The organism is Sunxiuqinia sp. (assembly GCF_055140945.1).
Genome location: NZ_JBSQYS010000013.1, coordinates 17,084 through 42,679, shown reverse-complemented (window position 1 = coordinate 42,679; position 25,596 = coordinate 17,084). Strand labels below are relative to the sequence as shown.

Annotated in this window: 24 protein-coding genes; 8 read left to right on the top strand and 16 right to left on the bottom strand. The window is 41.0% G+C overall.

Going from position 1 to position 25,596, the window contains the following annotated elements; translation table 11 throughout:
- Nucleotides 1-32 precede the first annotated feature (32 nt).
- Entirely contained in the window at nucleotides 33-1,160 is a 1,128-nt protein-coding gene (locus ACTB00_RS08165) for a sensor histidine kinase (RefSeq protein WP_463299423.1), read from the top strand.
- Here the strand turns inward: ACTB00_RS08165 and ACTB00_RS08160 are convergent.
- The 8 genes from ACTB00_RS08160 to ACTB00_RS08125 all read right to left on the bottom strand — a co-directional run bounded on the left by ACTB00_RS08160 (nucleotide 1,157) and on the right by ACTB00_RS08125 (nucleotide 8,766).
- Nucleotides 1,157-2,446: an NAD(P)/FAD-dependent oxidoreductase gene (locus ACTB00_RS08160; RefSeq protein WP_463299422.1), complete on the bottom strand. Its 1,290-nt coding sequence runs from the start codon at nucleotides 2,444-2,446 to the stop codon at nucleotides 1,157-1,159. The genes ACTB00_RS08165 and ACTB00_RS08160 overlap by 4 nt on opposite strands.
- A 150-nt stretch (nucleotides 2,447-2,596) precedes the next feature.
- Nucleotides 2,597-4,237: a SulP family inorganic anion transporter gene (locus ACTB00_RS08155; protein WP_463299421.1), complete on the bottom strand. Its 1,641-nt coding sequence runs from the start codon at nucleotides 4,235-4,237 to the stop codon at nucleotides 2,597-2,599.
- A gap of 166 nt (nucleotides 4,238-4,403) precedes the next feature.
- Nucleotides 4,404-5,036 (bottom strand): hypothetical protein, encoded by a 633-nt coding sequence (locus tag ACTB00_RS08150; RefSeq protein ID WP_463299420.1) that lies wholly within the window; start codon nucleotides 5,034-5,036, stop codon nucleotides 4,404-4,406.
- Nucleotides 5,037-5,057: 21 nt separating this feature from the next.
- On the bottom strand, nucleotides 5,058-5,561 hold the full coding sequence (locus ACTB00_RS08145; protein WP_463299419.1) for a hypothetical protein: 504 nt from the start codon (nucleotides 5,559-5,561) through the stop codon (nucleotides 5,058-5,060).
- 13 nt (nucleotides 5,562-5,574) lie between these two features.
- Nucleotides 5,575-6,297, bottom strand: coding sequence for a head GIN domain-containing protein (locus ACTB00_RS08140; RefSeq protein WP_463299418.1), 723 nt, complete (start codon nucleotides 6,295-6,297; stop codon nucleotides 5,575-5,577).
- A 295-nt stretch (nucleotides 6,298-6,592) separates the two neighbouring features.
- Nucleotides 6,593-7,690 carry a hypothetical protein gene (locus ACTB00_RS08135; RefSeq protein ID WP_463299417.1) on the bottom strand — a complete coding sequence of 366 codons (1,098 nt, stop codon included), beginning with the start codon at nucleotides 7,688-7,690 and terminating at the stop codon, nucleotides 6,593-6,595.
- Nucleotides 7,691-7,702: 12 nt separating this feature from the next.
- On the bottom strand, nucleotides 7,703-8,218 hold the full coding sequence (locus ACTB00_RS08130; protein ID WP_463299416.1) for a hypothetical protein: 516 nt from the start codon (nucleotides 8,216-8,218) through the stop codon (nucleotides 7,703-7,705).
- Entirely contained in the window at nucleotides 8,215-8,766 is a 552-nt protein-coding gene (locus tag ACTB00_RS08125; protein ID WP_463299415.1) for an RNA polymerase sigma factor, read from the bottom strand. Before ACTB00_RS08125 ends, ACTB00_RS08130 begins: the two co-directional genes overlap by 4 nt.
- 559 nt (nucleotides 8,767-9,325) lie before the next feature.
- Between ACTB00_RS08125 and ACTB00_RS08120 the strand changes: the two genes are divergently transcribed.
- Nucleotides 9,326-10,534 (top strand): aminotransferase-like domain-containing protein, encoded by a 1,209-nt coding sequence (locus ACTB00_RS08120; protein ID WP_463299414.1) that lies wholly within the window; start codon nucleotides 9,326-9,328, stop codon nucleotides 10,532-10,534.
- 58 nt (nucleotides 10,535-10,592) lie between these two features.
- Here the strand turns inward: ACTB00_RS08120 and ACTB00_RS08115 are convergent, their stop codons facing one another.
- A complete protein-coding gene (locus tag ACTB00_RS08115; RefSeq protein WP_463299413.1) occupies nucleotides 10,593-12,824 on the bottom strand; it encodes a type IA DNA topoisomerase in 2,232 nt (743 codons plus the stop codon).
- 34 nt (nucleotides 12,825-12,858) lie between these two features.
- Complete coding sequence (locus tag ACTB00_RS08110; protein WP_463299412.1) at nucleotides 12,859-13,689, bottom strand: CvfB family protein; 831 nt, start codon at nucleotides 13,687-13,689, stop codon at nucleotides 12,859-12,861.
- Nucleotides 13,690-13,761: 72 nt separating this feature from the next.
- On the opposite strand from ACTB00_RS08110, the gene malQ reads away from it, so the two are divergent.
- On the top strand, nucleotides 13,762-15,312 hold the full coding sequence (gene malQ / locus ACTB00_RS08105; protein WP_463299411.1) for a 4-alpha-glucanotransferase: 1,551 nt from the start codon (nucleotides 13,762-13,764) through the stop codon (nucleotides 15,310-15,312).
- A gap of 124 nt (nucleotides 15,313-15,436) precedes the next feature.
- On the opposite strand, the gene ACTB00_RS08100 is transcribed toward malQ, so the two are convergent.
- Nucleotides 15,437-16,072, bottom strand: coding sequence for a trimeric intracellular cation channel family protein (locus ACTB00_RS08100; protein WP_463299410.1), 636 nt, complete (start codon nucleotides 16,070-16,072; stop codon nucleotides 15,437-15,439).
- Between the two features lie 274 nt (nucleotides 16,073-16,346).
- On the opposite strand from ACTB00_RS08100, the gene mazG reads away from it, so the two are divergent.
- Nucleotides 16,347-17,153, top strand: a complete 807-nt coding sequence (mazG, locus tag ACTB00_RS08095) for a nucleoside triphosphate pyrophosphohydrolase (RefSeq protein WP_463299409.1) — start codon at nucleotides 16,347-16,349, stop codon at nucleotides 17,151-17,153.
- A gap of 36 nt (nucleotides 17,154-17,189) precedes the next feature.
- Here the strand turns inward: mazG and ACTB00_RS08090 are convergent, their stop codons facing one another.
- The 3 genes from ACTB00_RS08090 to ACTB00_RS08080 form a co-directional block, all read right to left on the bottom strand.
- Nucleotides 17,190-17,768 carry a pentapeptide repeat-containing protein gene (locus ACTB00_RS08090; protein WP_463299408.1) on the bottom strand — a complete coding sequence of 193 codons (579 nt, stop codon included), beginning with the start codon at nucleotides 17,766-17,768 and terminating at the stop codon, nucleotides 17,190-17,192.
- A 152-nt stretch (nucleotides 17,769-17,920) separates the two neighbouring features.
- Nucleotides 17,921-18,553: an NAD(P)H-dependent oxidoreductase gene (locus ACTB00_RS08085; RefSeq protein ID WP_463299407.1), complete on the bottom strand. Its 633-nt coding sequence runs from the start codon at nucleotides 18,551-18,553 to the stop codon at nucleotides 17,921-17,923.
- Nucleotides 18,554-18,738: 185 nt separating this feature from the next.
- Nucleotides 18,739-19,170 carry a MarR family winged helix-turn-helix transcriptional regulator gene (locus ACTB00_RS08080; protein ID WP_463299406.1) on the bottom strand — a complete coding sequence of 144 codons (432 nt, stop codon included), beginning with the start codon at nucleotides 19,168-19,170 and terminating at the stop codon, nucleotides 18,739-18,741.
- Between the two features lie 195 nt (nucleotides 19,171-19,365).
- Between ACTB00_RS08080 and ACTB00_RS08075 the strand changes: the two genes are divergently transcribed.
- The gene (locus tag ACTB00_RS08075; RefSeq protein WP_463299405.1) at nucleotides 19,366-20,169 is read left to right on the top strand and encodes a phosphatase PAP2 family protein; all 804 of its coding nucleotides are present in this window, start codon (nucleotides 19,366-19,368) and stop codon (nucleotides 20,167-20,169) included.
- 84 nt (nucleotides 20,170-20,253) lie between these two features.
- A complete protein-coding gene (locus ACTB00_RS08070; RefSeq protein ID WP_463299404.1) occupies nucleotides 20,254-21,405 on the top strand; it encodes a hypothetical protein in 1,152 nt (383 codons plus the stop codon).
- Here ACTB00_RS08070 and ACTB00_RS08065 read toward each other — a convergent pair.
- The gene (locus ACTB00_RS08065; RefSeq protein WP_463299403.1) at nucleotides 21,402-22,607 is read right to left on the bottom strand and encodes an L-serine ammonia-lyase; all 1,206 of its coding nucleotides are present in this window, start codon (nucleotides 22,605-22,607) and stop codon (nucleotides 21,402-21,404) included. The two genes, ACTB00_RS08070 and ACTB00_RS08065, sit on opposite strands and share 4 nt — an antisense overlap.
- Before the next feature lie 205 nt (nucleotides 22,608-22,812).
- Here ACTB00_RS08065 and ACTB00_RS08060 point away from each other — a divergent pair, with 205 nt between their 5' ends.
- A complete protein-coding gene (locus tag ACTB00_RS08060; protein WP_463299402.1) occupies nucleotides 22,813-24,267 on the top strand; it encodes an aminoacyl-histidine dipeptidase in 1,455 nt (484 codons plus the stop codon).
- 13 nt (nucleotides 24,268-24,280) lie between these two features.
- On the opposite strand, the gene ACTB00_RS08055 is transcribed toward ACTB00_RS08060, so the two are convergent.
- On the bottom strand, nucleotides 24,281-24,646 hold the full coding sequence (locus ACTB00_RS08055) for a hypothetical protein (protein ID WP_463299401.1): 366 nt from the start codon (nucleotides 24,644-24,646) through the stop codon (nucleotides 24,281-24,283).
- Nucleotides 24,647-24,997: 351 nt separating this feature from the next.
- On the opposite strand from ACTB00_RS08055, the gene ACTB00_RS08050 reads away from it, so the two are divergent.
- On the top strand, nucleotides 24,998-25,576 hold the full coding sequence (locus ACTB00_RS08050) for a YceI family protein (protein ID WP_463299400.1): 579 nt from the start codon (nucleotides 24,998-25,000) through the stop codon (nucleotides 25,574-25,576).
- Nucleotides 25,577-25,596 lie beyond the last annotated feature (20 nt).

The window sequence follows — 25,596 nt, the reverse complement described above, 5'->3', positions numbered from 1 at the left end:
TATCTTGTCGTGATTTTTAGGCTTGTTTGTATATGAAAGAAAAGAATAGATTAGCTTACCGGGAGACACTTCAACAAGTTCTGAAAAGTCAGGTTGAGATTAGTAAAGTAGAGTATATCAGAGATTTATTGGCCTCAATGTCTTCAATTGTGTGCATTTTAAATCACTATAATCAAGTCGTTTTTTCTAACGAAAACATGCTTGAGAAATACAACCTCGATCTGGAAAAACAGATTATAGGTATACGCCCCGGAGAGGTTTTTAAGTGCGTGAATGCGGTGAATAGTACAGGCGGTTGCGGTACAACTGAAAAATGTGAGTACTGTGGAGCCAAAACTTCATTTGATGATGCCTGGGAGACAAAAGAGAAGATTGTGCGCGAGTGCCGGATAGTTTCGAAAAAAGAACGGCTCTCTCAGCAGTTTGATTTTGAGATAACAGCCACTCCAATTCATTTTGACAAAGAGTACCTGATTGTTTCTATCAAAGATGTGACTGAAACAAAACGAAAAGCTTTATTGGAGCGAATATTTTTTCATGATGTGTTAAATATTGCTGGCGGACTGAGTGGCGTGCTGGAAGTTCTTCCTATGCTGGAAGATAAGGAGAAGGAGGAGTACTTGGATATTGCACGCTTGTTATCCGGCCAAATTGTTGATGAGATTAAGGGGCAGCAGCAAATGTTGAGAGCTGAAGCAGGAGAATTAGAGGTTGAGCTTAAGGAAGTTAATATTCAAAATTTATTGAATGAGTTAGCTGGCCAAATTCGATTCAATGATGTTGCCCGGAATAGAAAGATTGACCTTGTAGACGAGACTAACTCTGAGATTATTAAAACGGATCGTACGATCCTTATCCGGGTGCTTGTCAATATGATGAAGAATGCGATGGAAGCAATAGAGGAAGGTGAACGCATTGGCTTGAAAGCTGAAGATAAAAATGGGTTCGTTCGTTTTAGCGTTCATAACAATACCTATATTCCCCGGGAAATTCAACTGCAAATTTTCCAACGGTCGTATTCAACTAAAGGAAAAAACCGGGGAGCTGGCACTTATAGTATGAAATTACTTGGCGAACGGTACCTAAAAGGAAATGTAGGCTTTACGTCGACACGCAAAGGTGGAACCTCGTTTTATATTGATTTAAAGCAAGATAGTTAACGACGATTTGGTTTCTCGGATGAAGCTCTCAGGATCAACCGCAGCGATTGGTCGAAGGTGAAGTATTTCCACAGCCAGTTGACGAAGATTACCAAGCGGTTTTTTACTCCTACAATCGACATCAGGTGAACGAACATCCAGGTGAGCCAAGCCAAAGATCCGCTGAACCGAAAGAAGGGTAAATCAACTACTGCACGATTACGTCCGATTGTAGCCATCGAACCTTTGTCCTTGTATTCGAACTTTATCCAATTTTTTGATTCTTGTTTGTTGATCAGATTTTTTGACAAGGTCGTTGCTTGCTGCAACGCAACCTGCGCAACCTGCGGATGACCCTTGGCATACTTTTCGGTCTCCATGTAGGCAATGTCGCCAATTGCGAAAACATTTTCCATTCCTTCAACCTGATTATAACGGTCTACTTTTATTCGATTGCCCCGAACAAGCTTGTTGGCCTCAATTCCTTCCGGCATTTGCCCTTGAACTCCGGCAGCCCAAATAAGAGTTTCTGTCTGGAAATTTTCATGATCTTTCAGTTCAACGGTTTGCCCATCGTAGTTAACGACTCTATGCGAAAGCATTACTTTAATGCCTAAATCTTCGAGGTATTTTTTTGCTTTTGCGCCCGACTCTTTACTCATACCGCCAAGTAGCTGGGGACTTGCTTCAATCAATGAGATCTCCATTGAGCTGAAATCCAGATCAGGATAATCTTTGGGCAGGATGTATTTTTTCATTTCCGCCAGAGCTCCGCATACCTCAACGCCAGTTGGGCCACCGCCAACAACCAACACACTTAGTAACTGCTTCAGTTCTTTAGGATCACGAATGGTGACTGCTTTTTCAAAGTTCAGCAAAATGCGGTTACGCAAATACAATGCTTCTGATACCGATTTCATGGGAACACCATTTTCTTCAAAGCATTTATTACCGAAGAAATTGGTTGTAGCTCCGGTTGCGATTACCAAAAAATCGTACCACATGGTTCCCAGCGAGGTTTCGATGATCTTTTCTTCTGTACGAATACGTTCAACGTTAGCAATCCGGATATGTACATTTTTTATTTTCTGAAAAACTTTTCGAAGGGGAAACGAGATTGAACTGGGTTCCAGCCCGGAAGTAGCCACCTGGTAAAACAAGGGTTGAAACTGATGATAATTATTTCGATCAACCAACACGATTTGAAAGTCATTTTTATAGAGCTTCCGGGCAAGTTTTAGTCCGGCAAATCCAGCACCGATAATAACAACTCGTTTTTTTCCTGTTTCTGGTATATTTACTGGCATCGTACTTTTTTGATTCAGAACAACGCCCTGTTCATATTGTTGAAGGGAATGCCTTAATTTAAAGGATTTTTAACGCTTCGTTTACAGGAAATTTGTCTTCCTCTTTCAAACGTTGTTAAGTGAAGTCTATATTGGTCGTTGCTTTTTTTGCTATTGTTTTTCAAAGAATTCATTCGCTTTTTGTAAGGCTAAATCGAAGCTTGACAAGATCAGGCCGCGGTCAAGTAATTCAACGATTTTATTTTGCTTGAGTTCTTTTAATACTTCGGAACGAACGCCGGAGAGTATTACAACAGTATGAGCTTGGTGCAACTCCTTAATAACATCCTTTAAATTGTGAATGCCTGTAGAATCAATAAATGGCACGTGGCGCATTCGAATGATCAGTACCTTCGATTTTTGTCCGGTCGTTTTCAAGGTGGAGCAATACTGCTTGGCTGATGCAAAAAAGAAGGGGCCACTGATCTCGTAAATGGCCAATCCGTCGGGGAGTGAACCGTAATTCTCCAGTACGTCGCTGTCTATTTCATTGGAAGTCTGCGTTCCTGCATCTGCCATTCTTTTCATGAATAAGAGAGCCGAAAGTACGATACCCACTTCAATGGCATAAGTCAAATCGACTAAAACGGTCAGAAAAAAGGTGACCAGTAGAATCAGAATGTCGAAGCCGGATCCTTTCAGAATAGAGACAAACGATCGCCATTCGCTCATGTTGTAGGCAACAACAATCAGGATTCCTGCCAGACAAGACATCGGAATAAGCTTAGCCCACTGACCCACAAATAGCATGATCAGTAAAAGAGTGATGGCATGCACTATGCCTGCAATGGGAGTGCGCCCTCCATTTTTAACGTTTGTTGCCGTACGAGCAATGGCGCCAGTGGCCGGAATGCCACCAAAGATCGGCGTAATTACATTGGCAATTCCCTGTGCAATTAATTCGGTATTGGAACGGTGGTTGCCACCAATCATACCGTCAGAGACAACGGCCGAGAGCAAGGATTCAATTCCTCCAAGCAAAGCAATGGTAAGCGCGGGAGCCAGGTAGTTGCTTAACTGAGTCAGCTCAATAGCTGGAAACGATAGCTTTATCGTTTTGGGGATGTCACCAAAAACAGTTTCGATGCTTGAAACCGGCAATTCAAAAAACTGAACCAAGGCAGTAATTAGAATGATGGCGACAAATGAGCCGGGTATTTTTGTGGTTACTTTTTTAAAGAAAATGGTAATGAGTATTGTTGAAGTAGTTAGGCCAATTGCCCACGGATTCGCAAGTTCAAGATGGGTGAAGTAAGTTGTCCATTTCGGAATGAACTCAGCGGGCAGTTTATCAATGGTCAATCCTAGCGCATCTTTTATCTGAGTTGTGAAAATCACCAATGCAATACCACTGGTAAAACCAACCACAAGAGGGTGGGGAATAAACTTGAGCAAAGAACCCAGTCGCAACAATCCAAACAAAATGAGGATGATGCCCGCCATCATTGTTGAAATCATCAGACCATCGAGCCCATGGGTTTGCAGAATGCCAAAAACAATGACAATAAATGCTCCTGTAGGGCCACCAATTTGTACCCGGCTTCCACCAAGAGCCGAAATAATTAGTCCGGCAACAATGGCTGTTATCAATCCTTTTTCGGGCGATACGCCTGATGCCACTGCAAAAGCAATGGCAAGTGGAAGTGCCACAATTCCTACAATAATTCCAGCAAAAAGATCTTTCGAAAATTGTTGTTTACTGTACCCTTGCTTCAATACACTATAAAGTTTGGGATGAAACAAATACTTCATAAAATGAACCGGATTTAAATTTGAAGCGACAAATGTAAACACAAATGGCTGTGGTTATTCCCGAGAACCGGAATATTTTCTGAAAATCGTGAGTTTATAACATTTGATCAATAAAAAAGGCCATCGACTCTTCGATAACCTTTCAACTGATATTGGTAAAAGCGGACTAGAACTTCCCGAATTTAAATACCAATCCTGCAGTTAAACCCTCCAGAATCTCCGGGTCGGTATATCGCATGTTAATAGCTGATGTAAATCGATAGCTTGCAGTGGCTGCCATTCGAAAGTGCCGCATGATATTGAACTCCAATTCCACAGCAGGTTCAAATACCCAGTACACATCGCTTCGGTCGTTGGTCGACCACCAGTAATCCCAGTTGTTATGATGCTCCACATAGGCAATTCCTCCCAATCCGAATAATACCGGAAATGATAGATGTACCGGTAGTTTCGATCCGAGAATGGGCTCAATAAATAAACCGCCATAGCCGCCTGCTAAGTTGTAGTCCAAATTATTATCGAATACATTGTCGTAGTTAATGTCGTTTACAAAGCCGTAACCACCCAGCCCGATGGCAAGTGAGTGGTTGATAATCCACGCGCCACGCGCCCCCATTATAATAGCGTCTTTATGATCGATTTCGGTATACGAAACGCTGATTGCACCATATCCGCCATTTGATCTTCTTTTCGAAAAAATGGTTTGAATTTCATCCTCATCCTCATAGCGGGTGTAGTTCTGCGCAATAGCCATTTCGGCAATTAAAATCATGCTGAAAAGTATAATTAGTTTGTTCATTGTCTGTTGTTTAATTGTTATTTAAAAGATGTATTTGATGGTAAAGGCAAAATCAAAGGGGTGGAGTTGGAAGAAATTTTTTCCAAACAGGTTGAAAAAAGGTTTTGCTTCAATCCCAAATGTGAGCGGAACATCCATCAAGGTGTATTCTACGGCTACTAATCCATCCAGCCCGGCTACCGGTCCTGTCTTTTTTTCGTAATAATAAGGCTGGTATAACACGTCATCCGGATCGTAGGCATTCCACTTTTCGTATCCAACATGAGCTCCAAATCCGTAGATAAAGACAACATCATTGGAGAAATCGAACAATCCGTATTGGTGAAACTCTTTCAGCCCAGTCAATTGTATTCCATGTTTTCGGGTGCTCAATAACGCTTTGTACGACACGTACTCATTGGCAAATGCCCGGTATTCAAAACCTGATGAATAGCCTCCGCGAATACCAACAGCCTGGTCGTATTGTTGCGAAGAAGCCGAAAGGGAAATCAGTAGCGCGAAACTAATGAATAAAAGTTTTTTCATAGGATGTTACTTCTTAGTTATCGTTAATGATTCGTCCAGATCCGGAGATGCTGCTTCTGATTTCAGGGGTATTGATATATCGAAGGCTGCCGCTGCCGGAAATTTTCACATCAATCAAATTTTCAACATCAACAAATAAATCGCCGCTGCCAGAGATGGTGGCATGACAGGTGTTTTGCTCCAATCCATAGGATTCAATTTTTCCCGAGCCGCTAATGAGCAAGTCAGAATGGGTGCAAATGCCGGAAATCGTTATTCGTCCTGAGCCCGAAATGTTGGCACTTAAATCATGAGCATCGATGGCTGTTTCAATTTGACCCGATCCTGAAAGTGCCAGCTTGAATTCGTTGGATGAAAAATGATCAGTCAAAACATAGCCGGAGCCACTTAGAGTTACCCCTTCGAGGTGTGGAGTGGTGATGTAAATGTGCATGGGTAAGCTGTTGTGTAAACTATGAATGCCGCGCGTGCGTATTTTCAGTTTATCACCATCAAGATCGGTGACGATGTATGGAAGAAGGTTCGATTCGGCAGTAATTTCAATGGCGTAGTCGTCACCCGATATAATTGTCACATCGTAGGATCCACTAATTTTTACTTCGTTAAACGATGCGGTATAACGATCTTCGGTTACCGCATGTCCGTTGCCAACAATCGAAATATCTTCAATGCACGACTGGAAACTAAGCAATACGATAACGATAAACGTCCAGTGGAGAGTTTTAATTGTTTTCATAGTTCTCTGTTTTCTGAATGAGTAAAAAGTTTGTTTTCGTTTTCTATTTTTAATGACAAACTTTTTTTTGCAGGGTTGCAAATCGGATAGAAAAATGTTGCTTTTTATGGCTACTGTCTTGTGAATGGGGATTTCATTTCACCTTGAAAGGAAGACTGACAACCTGTTGACAGAAAGATACGATTGATGTTTCAGCGCGAAGGTTTCAATACAGAAGAGCTCCCCACGACTACACTTGGGTGAGTGAAAATCAGCAATCCCATTGGCTGAAATTTTGTTCTGATTGCACAGGTTCTTAATTGCTGAAAATGCTTACTTCTCCGGATACAGCGTTGATGTTAAGCTTTTGATCTTCAGCTGTCTTTTTCCCGAAGTATCCTGTGCGGCGGTTGATGTCGTTTTTGTCATCCAGAAGTTCTTGGTCTTCGACTTCCAATTCCCGACCAAGTAACAAATCGGCTTTTGTTGTTGTTATTTCAAAATTGAAAACGCTCTCTGGATTGAAATATAAGCTGACATCGGTGTTTTTTGATTCGATGTAAAGGTCAGCGAAATTGGAGGCAATTTTCTCCATTTCCAGGTCGCCGTAGCTAAACCGGAACGTTCCGCGGTCTGTTAATTGATTTAATCTGAATGAAGTGAAACTCCCTTCAGCTTCAATTTGATCTGCTCGGCGCAATCTGAATTTATCGCGCCTTGAATCGATGATCAACGACTTGGCCTCAACGATTTCAATTTCGGATGACTTGCTGGAGATGCGCAGGTTGTCAGTCGATTTTAAATAGAAGTCGCTGTAATTGGTCGTAATTTGTCCGTTAGGCATGGAGTTGATGGAAGCGTCGGCAAAATTTAACTGAATGTTAGCCTTTTTGGTCAGGTCATGTGCTTTCAGTTTACCGTTGCTTAAATCAAGGTCAATCGTACCATCGTAATCATCGATATAAATGTCGCCAAACTTATTTTCGATTTTCAGTGGATTGCCTGCTGGCAACCATATTTTGTAGTCGATTTCGATGGAGCCATCAGTTTGTAAAAGAGTCTCTTTAAACTTTAGAAACTCGCTTTCCAACTGACTTTGATTTTTGTTTGCAATAGTTCGGATAATGAGGTAATGTGCACTGCTGGTAAAATCGAAGTCGATGTTGTCCAGTGTTTTATCCAGGCGGTTCATCTTTTTTTCTTCCACTTTCATGGTAACGTCCACCACAACCGAATCTTTATCCCAGGTATACAATTCAATTTTTCCGTATTTGTTGGTAATCTCAATACTGGTTGTTGGAGTAACCGCAAATCGTTTCTGAATTTCCCGGGTTTCAGAAAACTGGGCCTGCGCTTTTCCCACTCCGCCAAGCAGCAGTAAAATCCATAAAATATAGCGACTTGATTTTATCATATCCAGTAACTTTTAGCAATTAATTTGTTCTAATACCTGATCGACAAGTTTCATCCGAAAGCGGTTATTTTCAATCATAGCTTCAATAACTTCCTTGTTCGAAACATTTTCTTTTAAATCGGTTTTCAGGTTGTTGTACATCGATTCCAATTCCTGCAAATCATCTTCTACTTCCATTTGCAACTCTGGAATGAGTTGGTAGCATTTCCTGATTTCTTTCAATTTTCCATCTACTTGTTGAGCGTAATAAGCCTCAGCTTCAATCAGCTCTTTCATTTCAGGGTCTACTTCCTGCGCAAACTTGTATTGTTGATCCGGCATCATCAGTTGGGTGACAACAACCCCCGAACCGATAATGGCGAGTGCAATTACGGCAGCAATTTTAAGCCAGTTCAGGTTTCTGGGTTGTTTTATCGTTGGTGGCGTCAATTGTTTATTCAGCTTTTCCCACACCTCGGGCGATGGACTGTGAATTTCAAAGTCCTCCCGGTTATTTCTCACAAATTCTTCTAATCGATCTTTCTTCATGCTGTTCTCATTTGCTGATTTCTTAATATGTCCTGTACCCTGCGTTTTGCCCGCATAAACTGCGATTTTGAGGTTGATTCGGTGATGCCCAGGATTTGAGCAATTTCACCGTGATCATACCCTTCGAGCAGGTAAAGAGAGAAAACGATCCGACCACCTTCGGGTAACTCCTCCATGGCTTTGAGGATGTCTTTGCTCGTGAGCTTTACGGCATCCGATTCTTCCTCAGGTGGACGTTGATCGCAAACTTCATCACAATACACCAAATCGAGTTTTCGCTTATTAATGGCATTAATGCATGTTCGTACAGTAATGGTTTTCAGCCAGGAGCCGAAACTGGATTCGTAGCGAAAACTGTCGAGCTTGGAGAATGCTTGCAGAAAAACTTCCTGAAGCAGATCCTCAGCATCCTCGCGATTATTCATCATGCGGTAACACACGTTAAACATCGCTTTGGAGTACAGCTTATAAATCTCGAACCGTGCATGGTCGCTACCACGCTTACAGTCCTCGATCAGGTGTTGATGTATGAATGCCGCTTTGCCCAATTTTACTCTGTTTTCGCTATTCGTGACAAGAAATAAACTACAGGGTTGCAAGTTGAAGTAAAATTATCACATAAAAATGAAAGAAGCTCATTTTTGATTGTCGGTACAAATAGTAAACTGATAAGATACCAACTTTAGAGTGCTAGAAGTTAACTAAAACTCAATTTTTTAGTTTGAGGTAAAGAAAAACGGAACAGAAAGGAGGGCGAATTAAGAAATATTATTTCCTTTGTTTCATCAAATGAGGTTAAATACAATTCATATAGTCCTTCTAGCGGCAGTCGCGGTCATCGTGAGCAGCTAAGGAAGAGTATGGATTTAAAAAGATAGATCAATATAAATTGAAGCCATTCTCTGTAACAGGGGATGGCTTTTTTTATTTAAACAGGCTTATGATTTTTATTCAGAAATTTAATATCGCAGCAGTCGCAGCACTTGTCCGTGTGAAATTGATCACATAGGAGCGGGACTGTATTGCATTGTCAAAATCCCTTTCCGGTGTGATCATCCGGGGAGGGATTTTTTTGTTTGCCATTTTTAATCTTAAATACACCTAATCATGAACAATCATTTTTTAGAAGAGAAGTTATCCGGACAATACCGAAACATCCCTGTATCGTTTGTTCGAAGTATTTTAAATGTTGCCGGAAAAAAGGAAATAATCTCTTTTGCCGGAGGCTTGCCAAATCCATTGCTTTTCCCGGTTGATGAGTTGGCTGAATCAGCACAGGCAGTGATGGCAAAAAGTGGACGTACTATTTTGCAGTATGCCGGTTCGTTGGGCTATTATCCGTTGCGTGAGTGGATTGCCAATCGGTATCGTGATAAATACAGCATGAATATTACTCCTGAAATGGTTGTCATTACTAACGGTTCTCAGCAAGCTATTGATATTTTAGCTAAGTTATTTATCGATAAAGGCGATGGTGTTTTGCTTGAAAAGCCCAGCTACCTGGGAGCAATCCAGGCATTGTCGGCCTATCAACCCCATTTCTGTGAAGTGGATTTGGAAAACGATGGAGCCAATTTAGAACAAGTCGAGTCGTGTTTCTTGAACCGGAACATCAAAATGATGTATGCTGTTACCAATGCTCAAAACCCTTCGGGGATAAGTTATTCTGTTGAAAAACGAAAGGATTTGGCGATGCTGTTGAAAAATTATAATCAGTTTTTGGTTGAAGATGACCCGTATAATGAAATCTGGTTTGAGGAGCAATTTCCAGCGCCCGTTAAAAAATATGCACCGGATCATGTGGCCTGGGCCGGGTCTTTTTCAAAAATGGTAGCTCCGGGGTTTCGGAATGGCTGGGTGGTTTTGCCGCCTGAATTGGTTCCCCATTTCGATAAAGCGAAGCAATCAACCGATTTGAATCCCAATAACCTGACACAATACATCTTGCATCATTATTTAACGCATTTTGATTTGGAAGAGCATTTGACGCGAATTCGAAAGAGCTATGCAGAGCAATGCAGCTTTATGCAAGATATGCTGAAGCGCTACTTGCCCGGGGAAGTACAAATAACAGATCCCAAAGGGGGCATGTTTATTTGGCTGACCTTGCCCGAAGGATTAAAATCAGGCGAATTGATCCACCGAACGATGGAGCGTGGGGTAATTTTTGTGCCAGGGAATTCATTCTATACAAATGGAGAAGGAAGCAGTCGCATCAGACTAAATTTTACGAATGCTGATTTTGGAGACATTGAAAAGGGCGTGAAAATTATGGGAGCGGAGATGGCGAAGATGATGAAAAGTATGGTTGTTTGATGTTTGGTGAGGCGGAGGTTTTTTTGACCTCCGCATTTTTCGATTTGAAAAAAACACTTCATCCAATTTCAAACGAAATCCGAAAATCGCATCCATTTCTAAAATTGGAACATCCGTAGGCTGTTTTGCCTTTTAGGATTTTGCCGGTGTTGCATTTTGGGCAAGTGCTGTCGTCTTTTATTTGAGGGTGAAGTTGGATGGATTGGTCATCAGTTAACAATAGTCGGCCATCTAATTTCAAACCTTCGTAGCTGAAGCCTTTAATCAGTGGAGTTTTACCTTTGGCAACCAAGCTTGAAATTTGTTTGTCGGTTAGTTTTTTGTCAAACCATTGAAACGGAATTTTAAAGTGGCATCCGTTATTCCATTCGGAGCAGCCAAAGGCCGATTTGCCTTTCATGAGTTTGCCTTTTTTACATTGCGGGCAGGTTAGTTCATCGGGGGCTTTGCTTGAAACTTTCTTTTTTGCATTGGTTTTTTCTTCAGCCTGCGCTTTTTTCTCTTCGTCTTCAAGAATTGTGATCTCTTTTTTTTGCGATTTTTTCACCTGCCAAATTACCTCCGTTACCATGTTTTTCAGGTCGGCCATAAACTGGGCGATCTCCAATTCGCCGGATTCAATTTCACGAAGTTTCTTCTCCCATTGTCCGGTTAATTCGGCCGATTTTAGCAGGTCATTCTCAATGGTATTGATCAAATCCATCCCTGTTGGTGTGGCAACCAATCGCTTGCGTTCTTTGCGAATATATCGTCTGCGGAAAAGTGTTTCAATAATGTTGGCTCGGGTAGATGGACGTCCGATTCCATTTTCTTTCATCAGTTCGCGCAATTCGTCGTCGTCCATGTTTTTGCCGGCAGTTTCCATTGCCCGTAGCAGTGTTGCCTCCGTAAAGTAATTGGGGGGCTGGGTTTGTTTTTCCTGCAACTCGGGCTTGTGCGGTCCGTGTTCGCCTGTGGTAAATGCAGGCAGAATATTATCGTCCGACTGGCCTCCTTTTTTATCATTCTTGTACACTTCTCGCCAACCTGGTTTCAAAATCAGTTTGCCTGTTGCTTTAAACTGGTGTTTTTCGATGCTTGCTTCAACGGTGGTATTGGCAATTTCGCAATCAGGATAAAAGACAGAAATAAAGCGTTTCACAACCATATCATACACTTTTCGTTCTGCTTCGGCTAAATCAATTCGATGCACTCCGGTTGGAATAATAGCGTGGTGATCAGTAATTTTTTTGTTGTCGAAAACTTTTTTCGATTTTCGGATTTTTCCGGCACTTAATAATGGCTGGGTTAGTTCTTCGTAACCTTTCAGGTTTTTTAAAGTGGCGGGAACTTTTTTATAAATATCGTCCGAAAGGAAAGTGGTGTCAACGCGCGGATACGTGGTTACTTTTTTTTCGTAGAGCGACTGAATGGTTCGCAAGGTTTCGTCGGCACTGAGGTTTAACTTTCGGTTACATTCAATTTGTAATGAGGTTAGGTCGAACAAACGTGGCGGGTGTTCTTTGCTCTTTTTGGTAGCAATTTTGCCGATGTGTAAATCCTTTTCCGAAATATCTTGCAGTACCTTTTGTGCTTCCTCTTTGTTTTCAAATCGCCCGGTTGTTGAGGCGAAAATGGCATCGCGGTAATTGGTTTTAATTTCCCAAAAGGGTTTTGGTTTGAAATTTTCAATTTCAATTTGTCGTTCTACAATTAGCGCGAGGGTGGGAGTTTGTACTCTGCCGATGGAAAGTACCTGTTTGTTTTGTCCGTATTTTAGCGTGTACAGTCGAGTGGCATTCATGCCTAAAAGCCAGTCGCCAATTGCACGAGCACTACCTGCTTCATAGAGCTTTTGAAATTCCTCACTGGGAAGCAGCTTCTCAAAACCTTCGCGAATAGCTTCTTCTGTTAGCGATGAAATCCAGAGTCGTTTGATGGGTGCTTTGTTTCCGGCTTTTGTCAGCACCCAGCGCTGGATTAATTCTCCTTCTTGCCCGGCATCACCACAATTAATAATTTCATCAGCTTTGCCAATCAAATTTTCTAAAATAGAAAACTGCTTTTTTACCCCTGCGTCATCAATTACCTTTATTCCGAACCGTTTGGGGATCATCGGTAGTTCGTTGATGTTCCAGTATTTCCAGCGCGCCGTATAGTCATGTGGTTCTTTGAGTGTACACAAATGGCCAAAGGTCCAGCTCACCTGGTAGCCATTTCCTTCGAAATAACCATCGCGCCGACTTTTTGCTCCAATAATTTGAGCAATTTCTTTGGCAACGCTTGGTTTCTCAGCAATACAAAGTTTCATGAAAAGTGGTTGGTTGTTAGGTGTTAGCCATTTGTTAGAGCAATCTTATGCCATCGTCTTCCAGGCTGATCAAGCGATGTTTGTATAACGCACCAATGGCTTTTTTAAAATTCTTTTTGCTGATTTGAAAGGTGCTTTTAATCAGCTCAGGCGAACTTTTATCGGTTAAAGGAAGAAAACCCTCGTTGGCAGCCAGCTTGTTTAAAATTCCCTGTGAAATCTCATCAATTTTTTCGTAGCCTTCTTTTTGAAGCGAGAGGTCAATTTTCTCATCTTCGCGAACGGACTTAATAAATCCTTTTAGTTTTTGCCCGACTTTTAGGTTTTGAAAAACTTCATTTTTGTATATCATGCCCCAATGGCTGTTGTCGATGATGGCTTTATATCCCAAATCGGTTTGGCCCGCTATAATTAGGTCTACTTCTTCGCCTACTTCATAATCAACCGGAATATTGTCAACGCTTTTATCCAATTTTGAAGAGGCCGCAATGCGTTGACTTTCATCGTCTAAGTAAACGAAAACCAAGTACGAACGCCCGGCTTCCATGGGGTGTTGCTGCTCGCGAAAGGGAACTAGTAAATCTTTTGGTAAGCCCCAATCCAAAAATGCCCCAACAGTTGTTACTGAAACGACTTTCAATAATGCAAACTCTCCCACCATTGCTTTGGGAGTTTCATTGGTCGCAACAAGTCGGTCTTCAGAGTCAAGATATATGAATACATTCAGCACATCTCCAGGCTTTGAACCCTCAGGGACATAGCGTTTGGGCATCAGGATCTCTCCATGTGGGCCACCATCGAGATAAATACCAAAATCAACTTCTTTTACAATTTCCAGTTCGTTCATTAAACCAATCGCTGCCATTTCTCCGTGTTTTTAGTTAGTCGCAAAGGTACGTTTTCAAAGGAAATATTAGTAATTTCTTTTCGATTTAATATGGAAATCTATAGCGTTCAGAAGAAAAGGTTTATTTTTGACCCTAATTTGGAAAAAGTCAGAAGTAATATGACGAGAAGCAGTGGTATTTTATTACATATCAGTTCGTTGCCGGGAAAGTACGGAGTTGGAACCTTAGGAGAAGAAGCATATGACTTTGTGGATTTCTTGCGAGAGACAGATCAAAAACTTTGGCAGATTTTGCCGTTAGGACCGACAGGATTCGGAAATTCGCCCTACCAGAGTTATTCAGCATTTGCCGGAAGTGACCTGCTGATTGGAGTGGATCGATTGGTAAAAGATAATTTGTTGAAGAAAAGTGAGCTTGCTGACTTGACAAAATTTTCGGATAAGAAAGTGGAATACGAGCAAGTTGCTCCGGTTAAAACCGCCTTGTTGAAAAAGGCTTTTAAGCGGTTCAATGAGAAATTTGATCTGTACAAAGAGGATTACTTCAATTTTTTGGGCGAGCACTCGTGGTGGTTGGATGATTATTCTCTTTTTCAGTCTTTGAAAGAACAAGATCCGGATTTGATCTGGAATAAATGGAAAAAGCCGGTAAAACAACGAGATCAGCTTGCTATTGACAAGGCTCACCTTGAGTTCGCTGAGGCAATCAATTACCAACGTTTTATTCAATTTATATTCTTCAAGCAATGGTTTGATTTGAAAGAATATGCGAACAATCATGATGTGCAGTTATTTGGCGACATGCCTTTGTATGTGTCGCTCGATAGTGCAGACGTATGGGGAAATCAGGATATTTTTCTGTTGGATGATAAGGGCAACCCAACTCATGTTGGAGGAGTACCGCCAGATTATTTTAGCGAGACTGGTCAACTGTGGGGCAATCCGGTATTTGACTGGGAGCGATTGGCAGAGCGTGATTTCGACTGGTGGATGGCACGTTTGCACTTCAGCTTTAAAATGTATGATTTAATCCGGATCGACCATTTTCGTGGTTTGGAGTCGTTTTGGTCAGTAGAAGCCGACGAGAAGACAGCGATAAAGGGCGAATGGGTGCCGGCGAAAGGTTTAGAATTGTTGAAACTTCTGAAATCTCAGATTGGAGAACTTCCGGTTATTGCCGAAGATTTGGGGGTTATAACACCTGAAGTTGAAAATCTTCGGGATGAATTTGAATTAGTTGGAATGAAAGTCCTTCAGTTTGCTTATGCGTCGGACGAGACAAACGAGCATTTACCGCATAACTTTGGTGAAAACTTTGTGGTTTACACCGGAACGCACGATAATGATACAACAGTAGGATGGATAAAATCTGCCACGATTGACGAACGCCAGAATCTCAAATACTATTTTAATGTGGGAATCGCAAAACTGTCGGATCGGATTATTGAGGCGGCATGGGCGTCGGTTGCAAAAATGGCAATTGTTCCGATGCAGGATTTGTTGGCTCTTGATTCGAAAGGCCGCATGAATGTGCCGGGAACCGCAGTTGGCAATTGGGAATGGCGTTTTAAGTGGGAGCAGTTGAAAAGTTCGAAAAAGGAATACTTAAAAGAGTTAACGAAAAGGTACAACCGATCATAATTGGAAGATATTAAAAAATAAAGGAGCCATTCCAAATTTCTAATTCGATTTTGGAATGGCTCCTTTTTTTGATGATATTATTTTGCTTGGAGCGTGCATTCGGCGGGCGAAAGAGCACGACTGGTTAGTTTGCAGGGTTTTTTCTGCCTTCATTGGCATATAGTGATGGAAGCGAAATGTTGAAATGAATGACAATTAACCTCAGGGCAATGATGAATAACACCGGGATGATTTGAAGAATTGGATCCACAACATTTAATCGAAATAAAACGAGATATAGGCTTGCACCTAAAATGCAGACAGTTGCATAAACTTCTTTTTTGAAAATAACAGGCACTTCATTGACCAGAATGTCACGCAGAATACCTCCAAATACTCCGGTTATTGTTCCAAGAATAATACAATTTATGGACTCCAAATCATATTCAAGCCCGATTTGTACGCCCGTAATTGTGTAGAGCCCTAAACCAATGGCATCGAAAAATAGCAGCGGACGGCTAATGTTGTAAAGACGTGATTTGAACGCAATGGCGAAAATAGTTCCAGCTAAAATAAAGTAGATATAGGAAGTTTGCTCTAACCAAAAAACTGATTTTCCGGTTAGTAAAATATCACGAATTGTTCCGCCACCAACAGCTGTAGCAAAAGCAATAATTAGCACTCCAAAAGGGTCGAAACGCTTGTGCATGGCTGTAAGTGCACCCGAAATAGCCAAAACAAACGAACCAATAAAACTGATGTAGTTGACTGCAAGTTCCATGAAATCTATTTTTTCGGAGACAATGATAAGCATTTTAAAATTGACTACTAAAACCCTTATGAGCGATTTCGGAAAATGAATTTTATCCAGCCTGTTTATCTTGATTTTGAAGGCCGAATTCCGAAAAATCAATGCTTCCCTTTTGGGAATTAAGGGTGAAAACTTGATTGTTTTTCAATTTGAATCGGTTTATATAGTCGGTTTAAAGCAGCAAATTGAAGAACTTCATTTTAGAGCATTCTTCTGGCTGCTTTCAATAAAGATTGTAATTTTGATGGATTCAAAAATTTACCCCATGCAGATGAATGAAAAACTGGAAGCTTTTGGCAAGTTGTTAGAAATCATGGATGAACTTCGGGAGAAGTGTCCGTGGGATCGTGAGCAAACTTTTGAGTCGTTACGCAAATTAACGATTGAAGAAACCTACGAATTGGGCGATGCTATTTTGCAGGCTGACTCGCAGGAGATTAAAAAGGAATTGGGCGACCTGCTGCTGCACATTGTGTTTTATGCTAAGATCGGGTCAGAGAAAAATGCATTCGATATTCAAGATGTTATTTCCGGATTGAATGAAAAATTGATTTATCGTCATCCACATATTTATGGAAATGTTGATGTGGATGATGCCCGCGAGGTTGAGCAAAACTGGGAACGCTTGAAACTGAAGGAGAAAGGCCGGAAAAAGAAAACCGTCCTGGAAGGAGTGCCATCGTCGTTACCTGCTTTGGTAAAAGCTGATCGTGTGCAGGAAAAAGTGAGTGGTGTTGGGTTTGATTGGGAGCGTCCGGAGCAGGTTTGGGATAAGGTAAAAGAGGAAGTGAACGAGCTTCAGGATGAAATTACGGCGAATGATAAGGATAAAATAGAAGCTGAGTTTGGCGATCTGTTTTTTTCATTGGTAAATGCTGCCCGGCTGTATGGTGTCGATCCGGAGGCTGCCCTGGAACGCACCAACCTGAAGTTTATTAAGCGGTTTAATTATCTCGAAAGTCAGACCCTGAAAAAAGGGAAGGACTTAAAAGAAATGCCCTTAGCCGAAATGGATAAATATTGGGAAGAAGCTAAAAAACTGGAATCTTAACGACATCCAAACGTACTTTTGGTATACTTCGTCAGGTTAATGCCGCTCTATTCGGAGGTTGTATTTTTGAAGTAGCCCAGCCAAACCAATTTCATTAAAACGAGCTTTTTTGACTCTGTTCTGATCGGGATCAAACGAAAAATCAACAGCGGTTCTAAAATCAGCTTTTTCAAGATTGGTTCGAAAAAAGGTAGCTCCCGTAAGTGTGCAATTGTCAAAAATGGCTTCGGTTAAATCACATTCTGAAAAATCAACTTGAATTAATGAGCCACCGCGAAATTGTACTTTTTTCATTTTCTTTTGAGTAAACAAAGCGTAGTCAAGCTGGCAATTGTCAAATGCAACTTCAAACAAAAAATTCTGGCAAAGACTAAAATCGAAACCAACCAATTTGCATTGTTTAAATCTTACATCTTTTAAGCCGGTGTTCGTGGTTTGTACCATTGCCAGGTTGCAGTTTTCAAACTTGCACTCAATGAACTCACAATCTGAAAGATCGCAATTCGCAAATGAACACTCAACAAACTGGCAGCTTTGAAATTCTTTACCAGCAAGGTTTTCCTGCGAAAAATCTACTTGTTTGTATGTTTTGTCGTCATTCGAAATGTCAATCATGCTTGTCTTCCTTTTTTCTGCAAATTTAGATAACAATAAAACCAATATTCGATTTTTAATCAAAATAGTTGTGTACTACTCCTGCTAAATTGAAAAAGAGACTATTCCCTGAAATACAGGAACAGTCTCTTTTTATTTTGACTGAGCAAAAATTAAACCTCTAATACAAATTCTTCTTTTGGATTCCGGACTTTTTTCATGCTTGACAGCCAGTCAGATTTGTCGTCACGATACCCCAATGGCAATAAAGTCACACTTTTCAGTCCTTTTTTATCTAAGCCAAGTAGTTTGTCCAGCTCTTCGGGAGTGAAGCCTTCCATTGGCGTACAGTCTACTTTTAGTTCAGCTGCTTGCGCCATTGATAGACCAAACCCAATATATGCCTGACGTGCGGTGTGTACAAAGTTTTCCTCAGCGGTTTGGGGCAAGTAGGATGCTTTTAGCTTGTCTGTATATGAGCTAAACCGTCCACGAGGCAGGCCTCTTTCATCAGTTGTGTAATTGTATACCTTGTCTATTCGTTCTTCTGTATACCGATCCCAGGCAGCAAAAACCAATAAATGCGAACATTCGGCTACAATGTCCTGACCCCAAGCAATCGGAACGATTTTTTCCTTTAATTCCTGATCTGTAATTACAATAACCCTGAACTGTTGCAGGCCTGATGAAGTTGGAGCTAAACGAGCAGCTTCAACAATTTTATCGACGTCTTCTTGGGCAACCTTTTTTGTAGGGTCGTACTTTTTGGTGGCGTAACGCCACTGTAAATTCTCTAATAATGACATTTTCTTCTCTTTTTTTTATATACTAAAACTAAAATTATGCATGTAATAGTAGGTGTTGCCTGCACAAGCAAAAGTTTTCTTTTAACACGTTAATCCACCATGTATTCCGGTAATGCTAACACATCCTTAAAAAAGGAGTGATAGTACTCCAGCAGCTGCAGTTAGCACACTGGCTAAAAGTTGTATTACGAGCACTTGGTTTTATTTAAAATCTTCATTACAATTTCCTTCAACTCTAATAATTCTTCACCGCTAACTCCCATGGCTTCAGCTACTTTTTGAGGAATAAGCATTGCTTTTGATTTTAACTCATGACCATTTTCAGTAAGCCCGATTTCTACCACGCGCTCGTCGCTAGGCTTACGTGTTCTGGTAATAATTTTTTTTAATTCCAACCTCTTTAATAATGGCGTGAGTGTGCCACTGTCGAGATAGAGCTTTTTGCCGATCTGGTTCACCGTTTGAGGTTCTTGTTCCCACAGCACCATGAGTACCAGATACTGTGAATAAGTAATGTCAAGCTCATCAAGAAACGGGCGGTATTGGTGAATAATCTCGCGAGACAAGGTATAAATAGGAAAACAAACCTGACTTTTTAAATTTAAAATTTCATCCATGGCCGAGTACTTTAGGCGACAAATATAATATGAATATAAATTGCGCACAATATAATAGTGAAAAATTAAATGAAATAAAGAATAATTTAACCTTGCTTTAATAAATCGCGCAAAAGAAATTAGCTACGTTCGTAATGATAGACTTGTTTAGGTCGCTAAAAGTTAAGATACTTGTAGCTCAATTATAATTCATCCGTGAAGAAAAGTCAATCTATTCTATTGTTGATGTTTTTGCCGTTTGTTTTGTCGGCTCAAATTGACACATTGCGTATCAATCGCTCCTTTGCCGGCAAGTGCTGGCAAGATACCAAAACAGCGTTTACGGCTCCGGCTCACTGGGATAGCCGCGATTGGACGACATTTGGTGTGGTTACCGCTTCAACGGCCAGTTTATTTTTGGTTGATGAACCCATGCGCGATGTTTTTCAAGATTGGCATGATGAGTGGGGGAGTTCGGGCGACAAGTTCACCGCTAATTTTTTGGAACCTTGGGGTGGAGAATATTCACTTGCTTTAATCGGTGGTTTTATGGGGTATGGTTTGTTAGCTAAGGATCAGAAAAGCCAATCGACAGCTTTGTTGGCAACCGAGAGTTTCATTTTGGCTAGCTTAATTGTGCGTGTTCCCAAAACGCTAATTGGTCGAGCCCGACCCGATGCAGAACCTGATATTTCAGCATTTAAGTTTGAAGGGCCGATTAATGGAACCAGTTTACCGTCGGGCCATACAACAGCTGTTTTTGCAGTGGCATCGGTTATTGCTAATCAGTATCGTGATCATCTAATTGTTCCAATTATTTCGTATTCTATTGCAACAGCAACCGGTTTATCGCGCATTTACGACAATAAGCATTGGTTTAGCGATGTGGTGGCAGGTGCGGCTATTGGAATAACTGTTGGCAACTTGGTTAGTGGGCGAAAAAATAAAGATAAGAAACTTGCCGTGATTCCATTTTCGACCGGCAGACTGCAGGGAGTTAAGTTGGCATATAACTTGTAAGATCAACTGAAATTAGTTAGACAGAAAGGTCTATTGACTCAATAATATTCCATGTGATACATTAAAAACAAACAATTTGATCAGATGAAAAAATGGATTTATTTAATTGCACTTGCTTCGTTTGCGATGGCATGTTCGTCGGGACAAAGGGCGTTGGAAAAAGGAGATTATATTTCTGCAATTGAAAAGGCAGCTAATCGGCTCAGCAACGATTCGGATAACAAAAAGGCGAAACGGGTGATCAAAGAAGGTTATCCATTGGCGATTCAGTATTACCAGGAAGAAATTGATATGGCTTTGAGTGGGAATGATCCGTTAAAGTGGAGCAATACCTTAGATGTGATGTATCGAGTCAATCATTTAAGTGAAGAAATTCGCAGAATACCGGCAGCGCGAAAGTTGGTTAGTTCGTTGAAGATTTACACGTCAGAATTAGAAGATGTAAAGAAGCGAGCTGCGGAAGAACACTACCAGGCAGGTTTGCAGCTATTGGAGCGCGGCTCACGAGAAGATGCACGGGAAGCCTATTTTCAATTTAGGCAGGTTGATGATTTGATTTCATCGTATAAAGATGTTGTGAGCAAGATTGATGAGGCAAAAGAGTTGGCAACATTGAATGTGATTTTGGAAACGATTCCTTTGCCTTCAAGACGATATCAGTTATCATCCGAGTTTTTTTACGAGCAGCTAATCAATCGTATGAAACAAAGTTTTCCAAACTCAGGTTTTGTTTCATTTTACACACCGGATGAAGCTGAAGATAATGGCTTGAAATATCCTGACATGGTAGTGCGAATGGAGTTCTACGATTTTTTTATCGGGAAGCCACTTCATTTTGAAAATGTTGAGAAACTAAGCCGGGTTGTTGAGCGCAATGTGGAAGTGAAAGTTAGTCGTGATTCAACCCGGATTGAGAAACGGCAAGAACGCCTGAATGGGAAAATAAAAATAATTACAGACGAAGTATCTTCCCAGGGAACTTTAAATGTTCGGATAGAAGAGTTTCAGACGCAACGAACTATTTTGAATGAACAGGTGCCCGGAGAGTTTATTTGGCGAAACCAATATGGCGTTTTTGTCGGAGACGAAGGTGTGCTAACGGATCAGCAGATTCACATTTTAAATAACCGTGCAGTTCCACCTCCTGCTCCGCAAGATTTGTTCGTCGAGTTTACGCAACCCATTTTCGAGCAGCTAACAAGTCGGCTGACCAATTATTTCAAAAAATATAACTAGTATTTTGGTAATGCACGGTAGCGAGCCAGCCCCCCTTTACTGGTTTCTTTGTAATTAGAGGAGAGGTCTTTACCTGTTTGAAACATGGTTTCCACGACTTCATCAAAACTTATTCGATGATCGCCGTCGCTCATTAAAGCATAGGTATTGTGAGCCAGAGCGCGTTCGGCAGCTAATGCATTTCGCTCAATACAAGGAATTTGAACAAGACCGGCAACGGGATCGCAGGTTAGTCCCAGGTGGTGCTCCAAGCCCATTTCTGCCGCGTATTCTATTTGTTTTAAATTGCCACCCATCAGCTGAGTTGCCGCCGCCGAAGCCATCGCGCATGCCGTTCCAACTTCTCCCTGACAGCCAACTTCAGCTCCCGAAATGGAGGCATTGTGTTTCACCAGATTTCCAATCAGTCCGGCTGTCGCAAGTGCATGATAGAGTTGTTTTAAGTCGGTTCGGTACACTTTTCGGTAATACTTTAAAATAGCAGGAACAACCCCGCACGCCCCACAAGTTGGAGCTGTTACGATTAGTCCACCTCCGGCATTCTCCTCGGAAACGGCCAGTGCAAATGAAAATAGCTGTGATCGCTTTTTAAACGGTCCGGTGAAATTCGCAGCCTTCAACTTAAATGAAGGTGATTTACGCGGTAGCATCAGACCTCCGGGTAATGTGCCTTCGGTTTTCATTCCCCGTTTTATCGAGTCGTCCATCGTTTTCCAAACGACAGCCAAATGATCCCATATTTTTTTGCCCTCGTGAATCTCAACATACTCCCACAGCTGTTTCCCATTCTGACGGCACCAACTCAAAATATCATCCAGTTTATCATGAGGATAAAAACGTTGTGTGTCCAAATTCTCTCCTTCTTCAATAATAGCCCCACCTCCAACACTGTAGTAGGTTTTTTCGTTGAGCTTTTTGCCTTCTTCGGAATAAGCTTCGAGGCTTAGTGCATTCGGATGGGTGGGGAGAAACACATCCGGTTTCCAGGTAATTTCGAGCGGGTATTGTTTAAAGACTTCATCAACAACAAAATCGGTAAGGTGCCCCTTTCCGGTGGCCGCCAAGCTGCCGTAAAGTGTACATTTAAAATGCTTTGCTGTTTTATTGGCCGAGAGAAATTTTTCTGCTGCTTTGCGGGGTCCCATCGTGTGACTACTCGACGGGCCATAGCCTATTCTGTATATATCCTGAATTGAATGCATGCGATTTTCGTTTGTGTCAATTTGTGTCAAAAGAATAACCTTTTTCAAAATATAGAACTATATAAATGTCAGTGTTTCGACGAAATTACAATTGTTTTACAAGTTATTCATTGATTAAAAATAGGTCTGGTGAATATCTATTAACTTTGGTCATTGTTTTTAAAATTGAAAATCGCTTTTTTCAACATCAAAATAGAATTGAGCTATGAAGAAACTGGAAGGCCTGAGGCCACAACCACTTTGGAATTATTTTGAGGAAATTTGTCAAGTTCCACGTCCGTCAAAAAAAGAAGAAAAAATTCGGAGGTTTTTGCTTGAGTTTGCAGCTGCAAATGGATTATCGGCAAAGACTGATTCAATCGGAAATGTATTGATTAGTAAATTGGCGTCTCCGGGGAAAGAGAGTGTTCCGACGGTTATTCTTCAATCTCACATGGATATGGTTTGTGAGAAGAATAGTGATAAAGTTTTCAATTTTGAAACCGATGCGATTGTGCCTGTCGTTGATGGCGAATGGGTGAAAGCTGATGGAACAACGCTGGGGGCTGACGATGGAATTGGTATTGCCGCTCAACTTGCGATTTTAACATCAAAGGATATTTCGCATGGTCCGATAGAGTGTTTGATTACGGTTGATGAAGAAACAGGGCTAAGCGGAGCATTTGCCTTGCAACCCGGGTTTTTGACCGGGAAAATTCTGCTTAATCTGGATTCGGAAGACGACGGTGAATTATTTATCGGTTGTGCCGGAGGAATTGATACTCTGGGTACTTTTACTGTTGAAAGGGAAAAAACTCCGGGTAAATCATTTGCCATGAAAATTATGGTGAAGGGATTGATGGGAGGACATTCAGGCGATGATATTCATAAAGGACGAGGAAATGCCATTAAAATTTTAACGCGGTTTTTGTGGCAGGCTGTTCGTCAATTTGGTGTTCGAATTGCTGATTTCGATGGCGGGAATTTGCGCAATGCAATTGCTCGTGAGGCAACAGCAACCGTGATTGTTCCGAATGTGCAAAAAGAACAGTTGGTGGCTGAAATCAATATGTTTTCGACCGATGTTGAATTTGAGTACGAACGCACAGAGCCTAACCTGGTGGTTGATCAAAGTTCAACGGTTTTGCCTGCAAAAGTACTAACACAAGGCAGTCAGCAAAAGTTACTCAATTTGCTATACGCATGTCCGCACGGGGTGTTGGAAATGAGTACCCGAATGAACGACATGGTTGAAACATCTACCAATTTGGCATCGGTAAAGTTTTTGGATGATACCTGGTTGTTGATCACAACAAGCCAACGCAGTGAAATCGAAAGTCGGAAGTATTATGCATCGGAAATGGTTCGATCTGTTTTCGAATTGGCTGGTGCTGAGGTGAAAACATCAGATGGTTATCCGGGGTGGGCTCCAAATCCTGCCAGCCCGATTGTGAAAGTGGCTGTCGATTCCTATGTCAAATTATTTAATGAGAAACCAATTGTTCGCTCTATTCATGCCGGTTTGGAATGCGGCTTGTTTTTGGAAAAATATCCGGAATTAGATATGGTTTCTATTGGTCCAACAATAAAAGGAGCCCATTCTCCCGATGAGAAAATCAATATCAAAACGGTCGATAAATTTTGGGAACACTTGGTCAATATTCTTGAGAATATATCCTGATGGTTTTTTTAATTTAGGTATTCAGCCATTTGATGGCAGTTTCTTTCTCCGAGAATATTTTAATGTTATACTTGGGTGCTTTCATGATGTCTTTCAGGAGCATGGCCAACGCAATTCCCAGTGGGTCGGAACTGACGTAAGCTAATTTTATTTCCTTAAATTCTGCGAGATAGTGATTATAGATCTCGGCAAGTGAATCCAGTTCTGTCGGTTTTAGAACAGGGGTCGATTGCTGATGGTCGTGCAAGATTTTAATCTTACTCGAAAGCTCCATCTTTTTTAAATGTTGAAGATATTCCTCAAATACACTTAAAGGTGTTTTCCCGTAGAAAGAGGCATGTATGATGCCCATTTTCTCTTCTAAACTAAATACATTCATTTTTTGCGCGGTTTCAAGCATTGCAAAAGTATCTATTTTTTGTAAAAATCATTAGAATGAAAAAGAAATGTATAGAATATATGTTATTAATGTGAGGTAACTCTGAGAATATTAGAAGGTTGATGGAAAGCTAAAAAAAGTTAAATCTTTGGAATGTGAGATATTTTCACAACTATTATTGTTCGTTAGCCCCTTCTTGCTTAAGAGCTATTCGGCTGTTGTTTATAATGTTATGAAAAACAGACAATTTGGTCTGTTTCTAAATTAATTCCTTTGTTGCATTTGTTGTTTGGAAGAAATTAAAATGTTCCTATGTTTGTACTACTAAAACAGTAGGAAAGGTAGGATAAGATGAAAACAACATTTAAAAGGTTGAGAGTAAGCACTTTAATTGTGCTTTTAATGGTTATTCATAGCCTGGCATTTGCTCAGGTTACATATAAAGTTGAGTGGAATAAAAGTTCGGTATTTGTTAGTGGTACTTCAACAATACATGATTGGGAAATGAAAGTTGAGCAGCTTCAGGCGAGCTTTGAGTTAGCCGAAGCTGGCTCTCTTCAGGCATTGAAAAATGGACGAGTCAGCGTTGAAGTAGAATCGATCAAAAGTGATCGTAGTTTGATGAATAAAAAGACTTACGAAGCGTTAAAGTCTAAGAAAAACCCAACCATTACAGTGTCGATAGATGAGGTGAATGTAACAGGAGAAAAAGGGGTTGCCAAATTCACATTGAGCATTGCGGGAAAAAAACAGCAAATATCTGACGACTTCACGCTGGAAAGCCTAGCTGATGGACAAATGAGGATTAAAGGCGAATTAGATTTAAAGATGTCAAGCTATGACGTTGAACCTCCTGTTGCCTTAATGGGAACCATAAAAACGGGAGACGAAGTTAAAATTGACTACAATTTAGTTTTTAAACAGCAATAACTCGGGGCTCTGAAAACGAA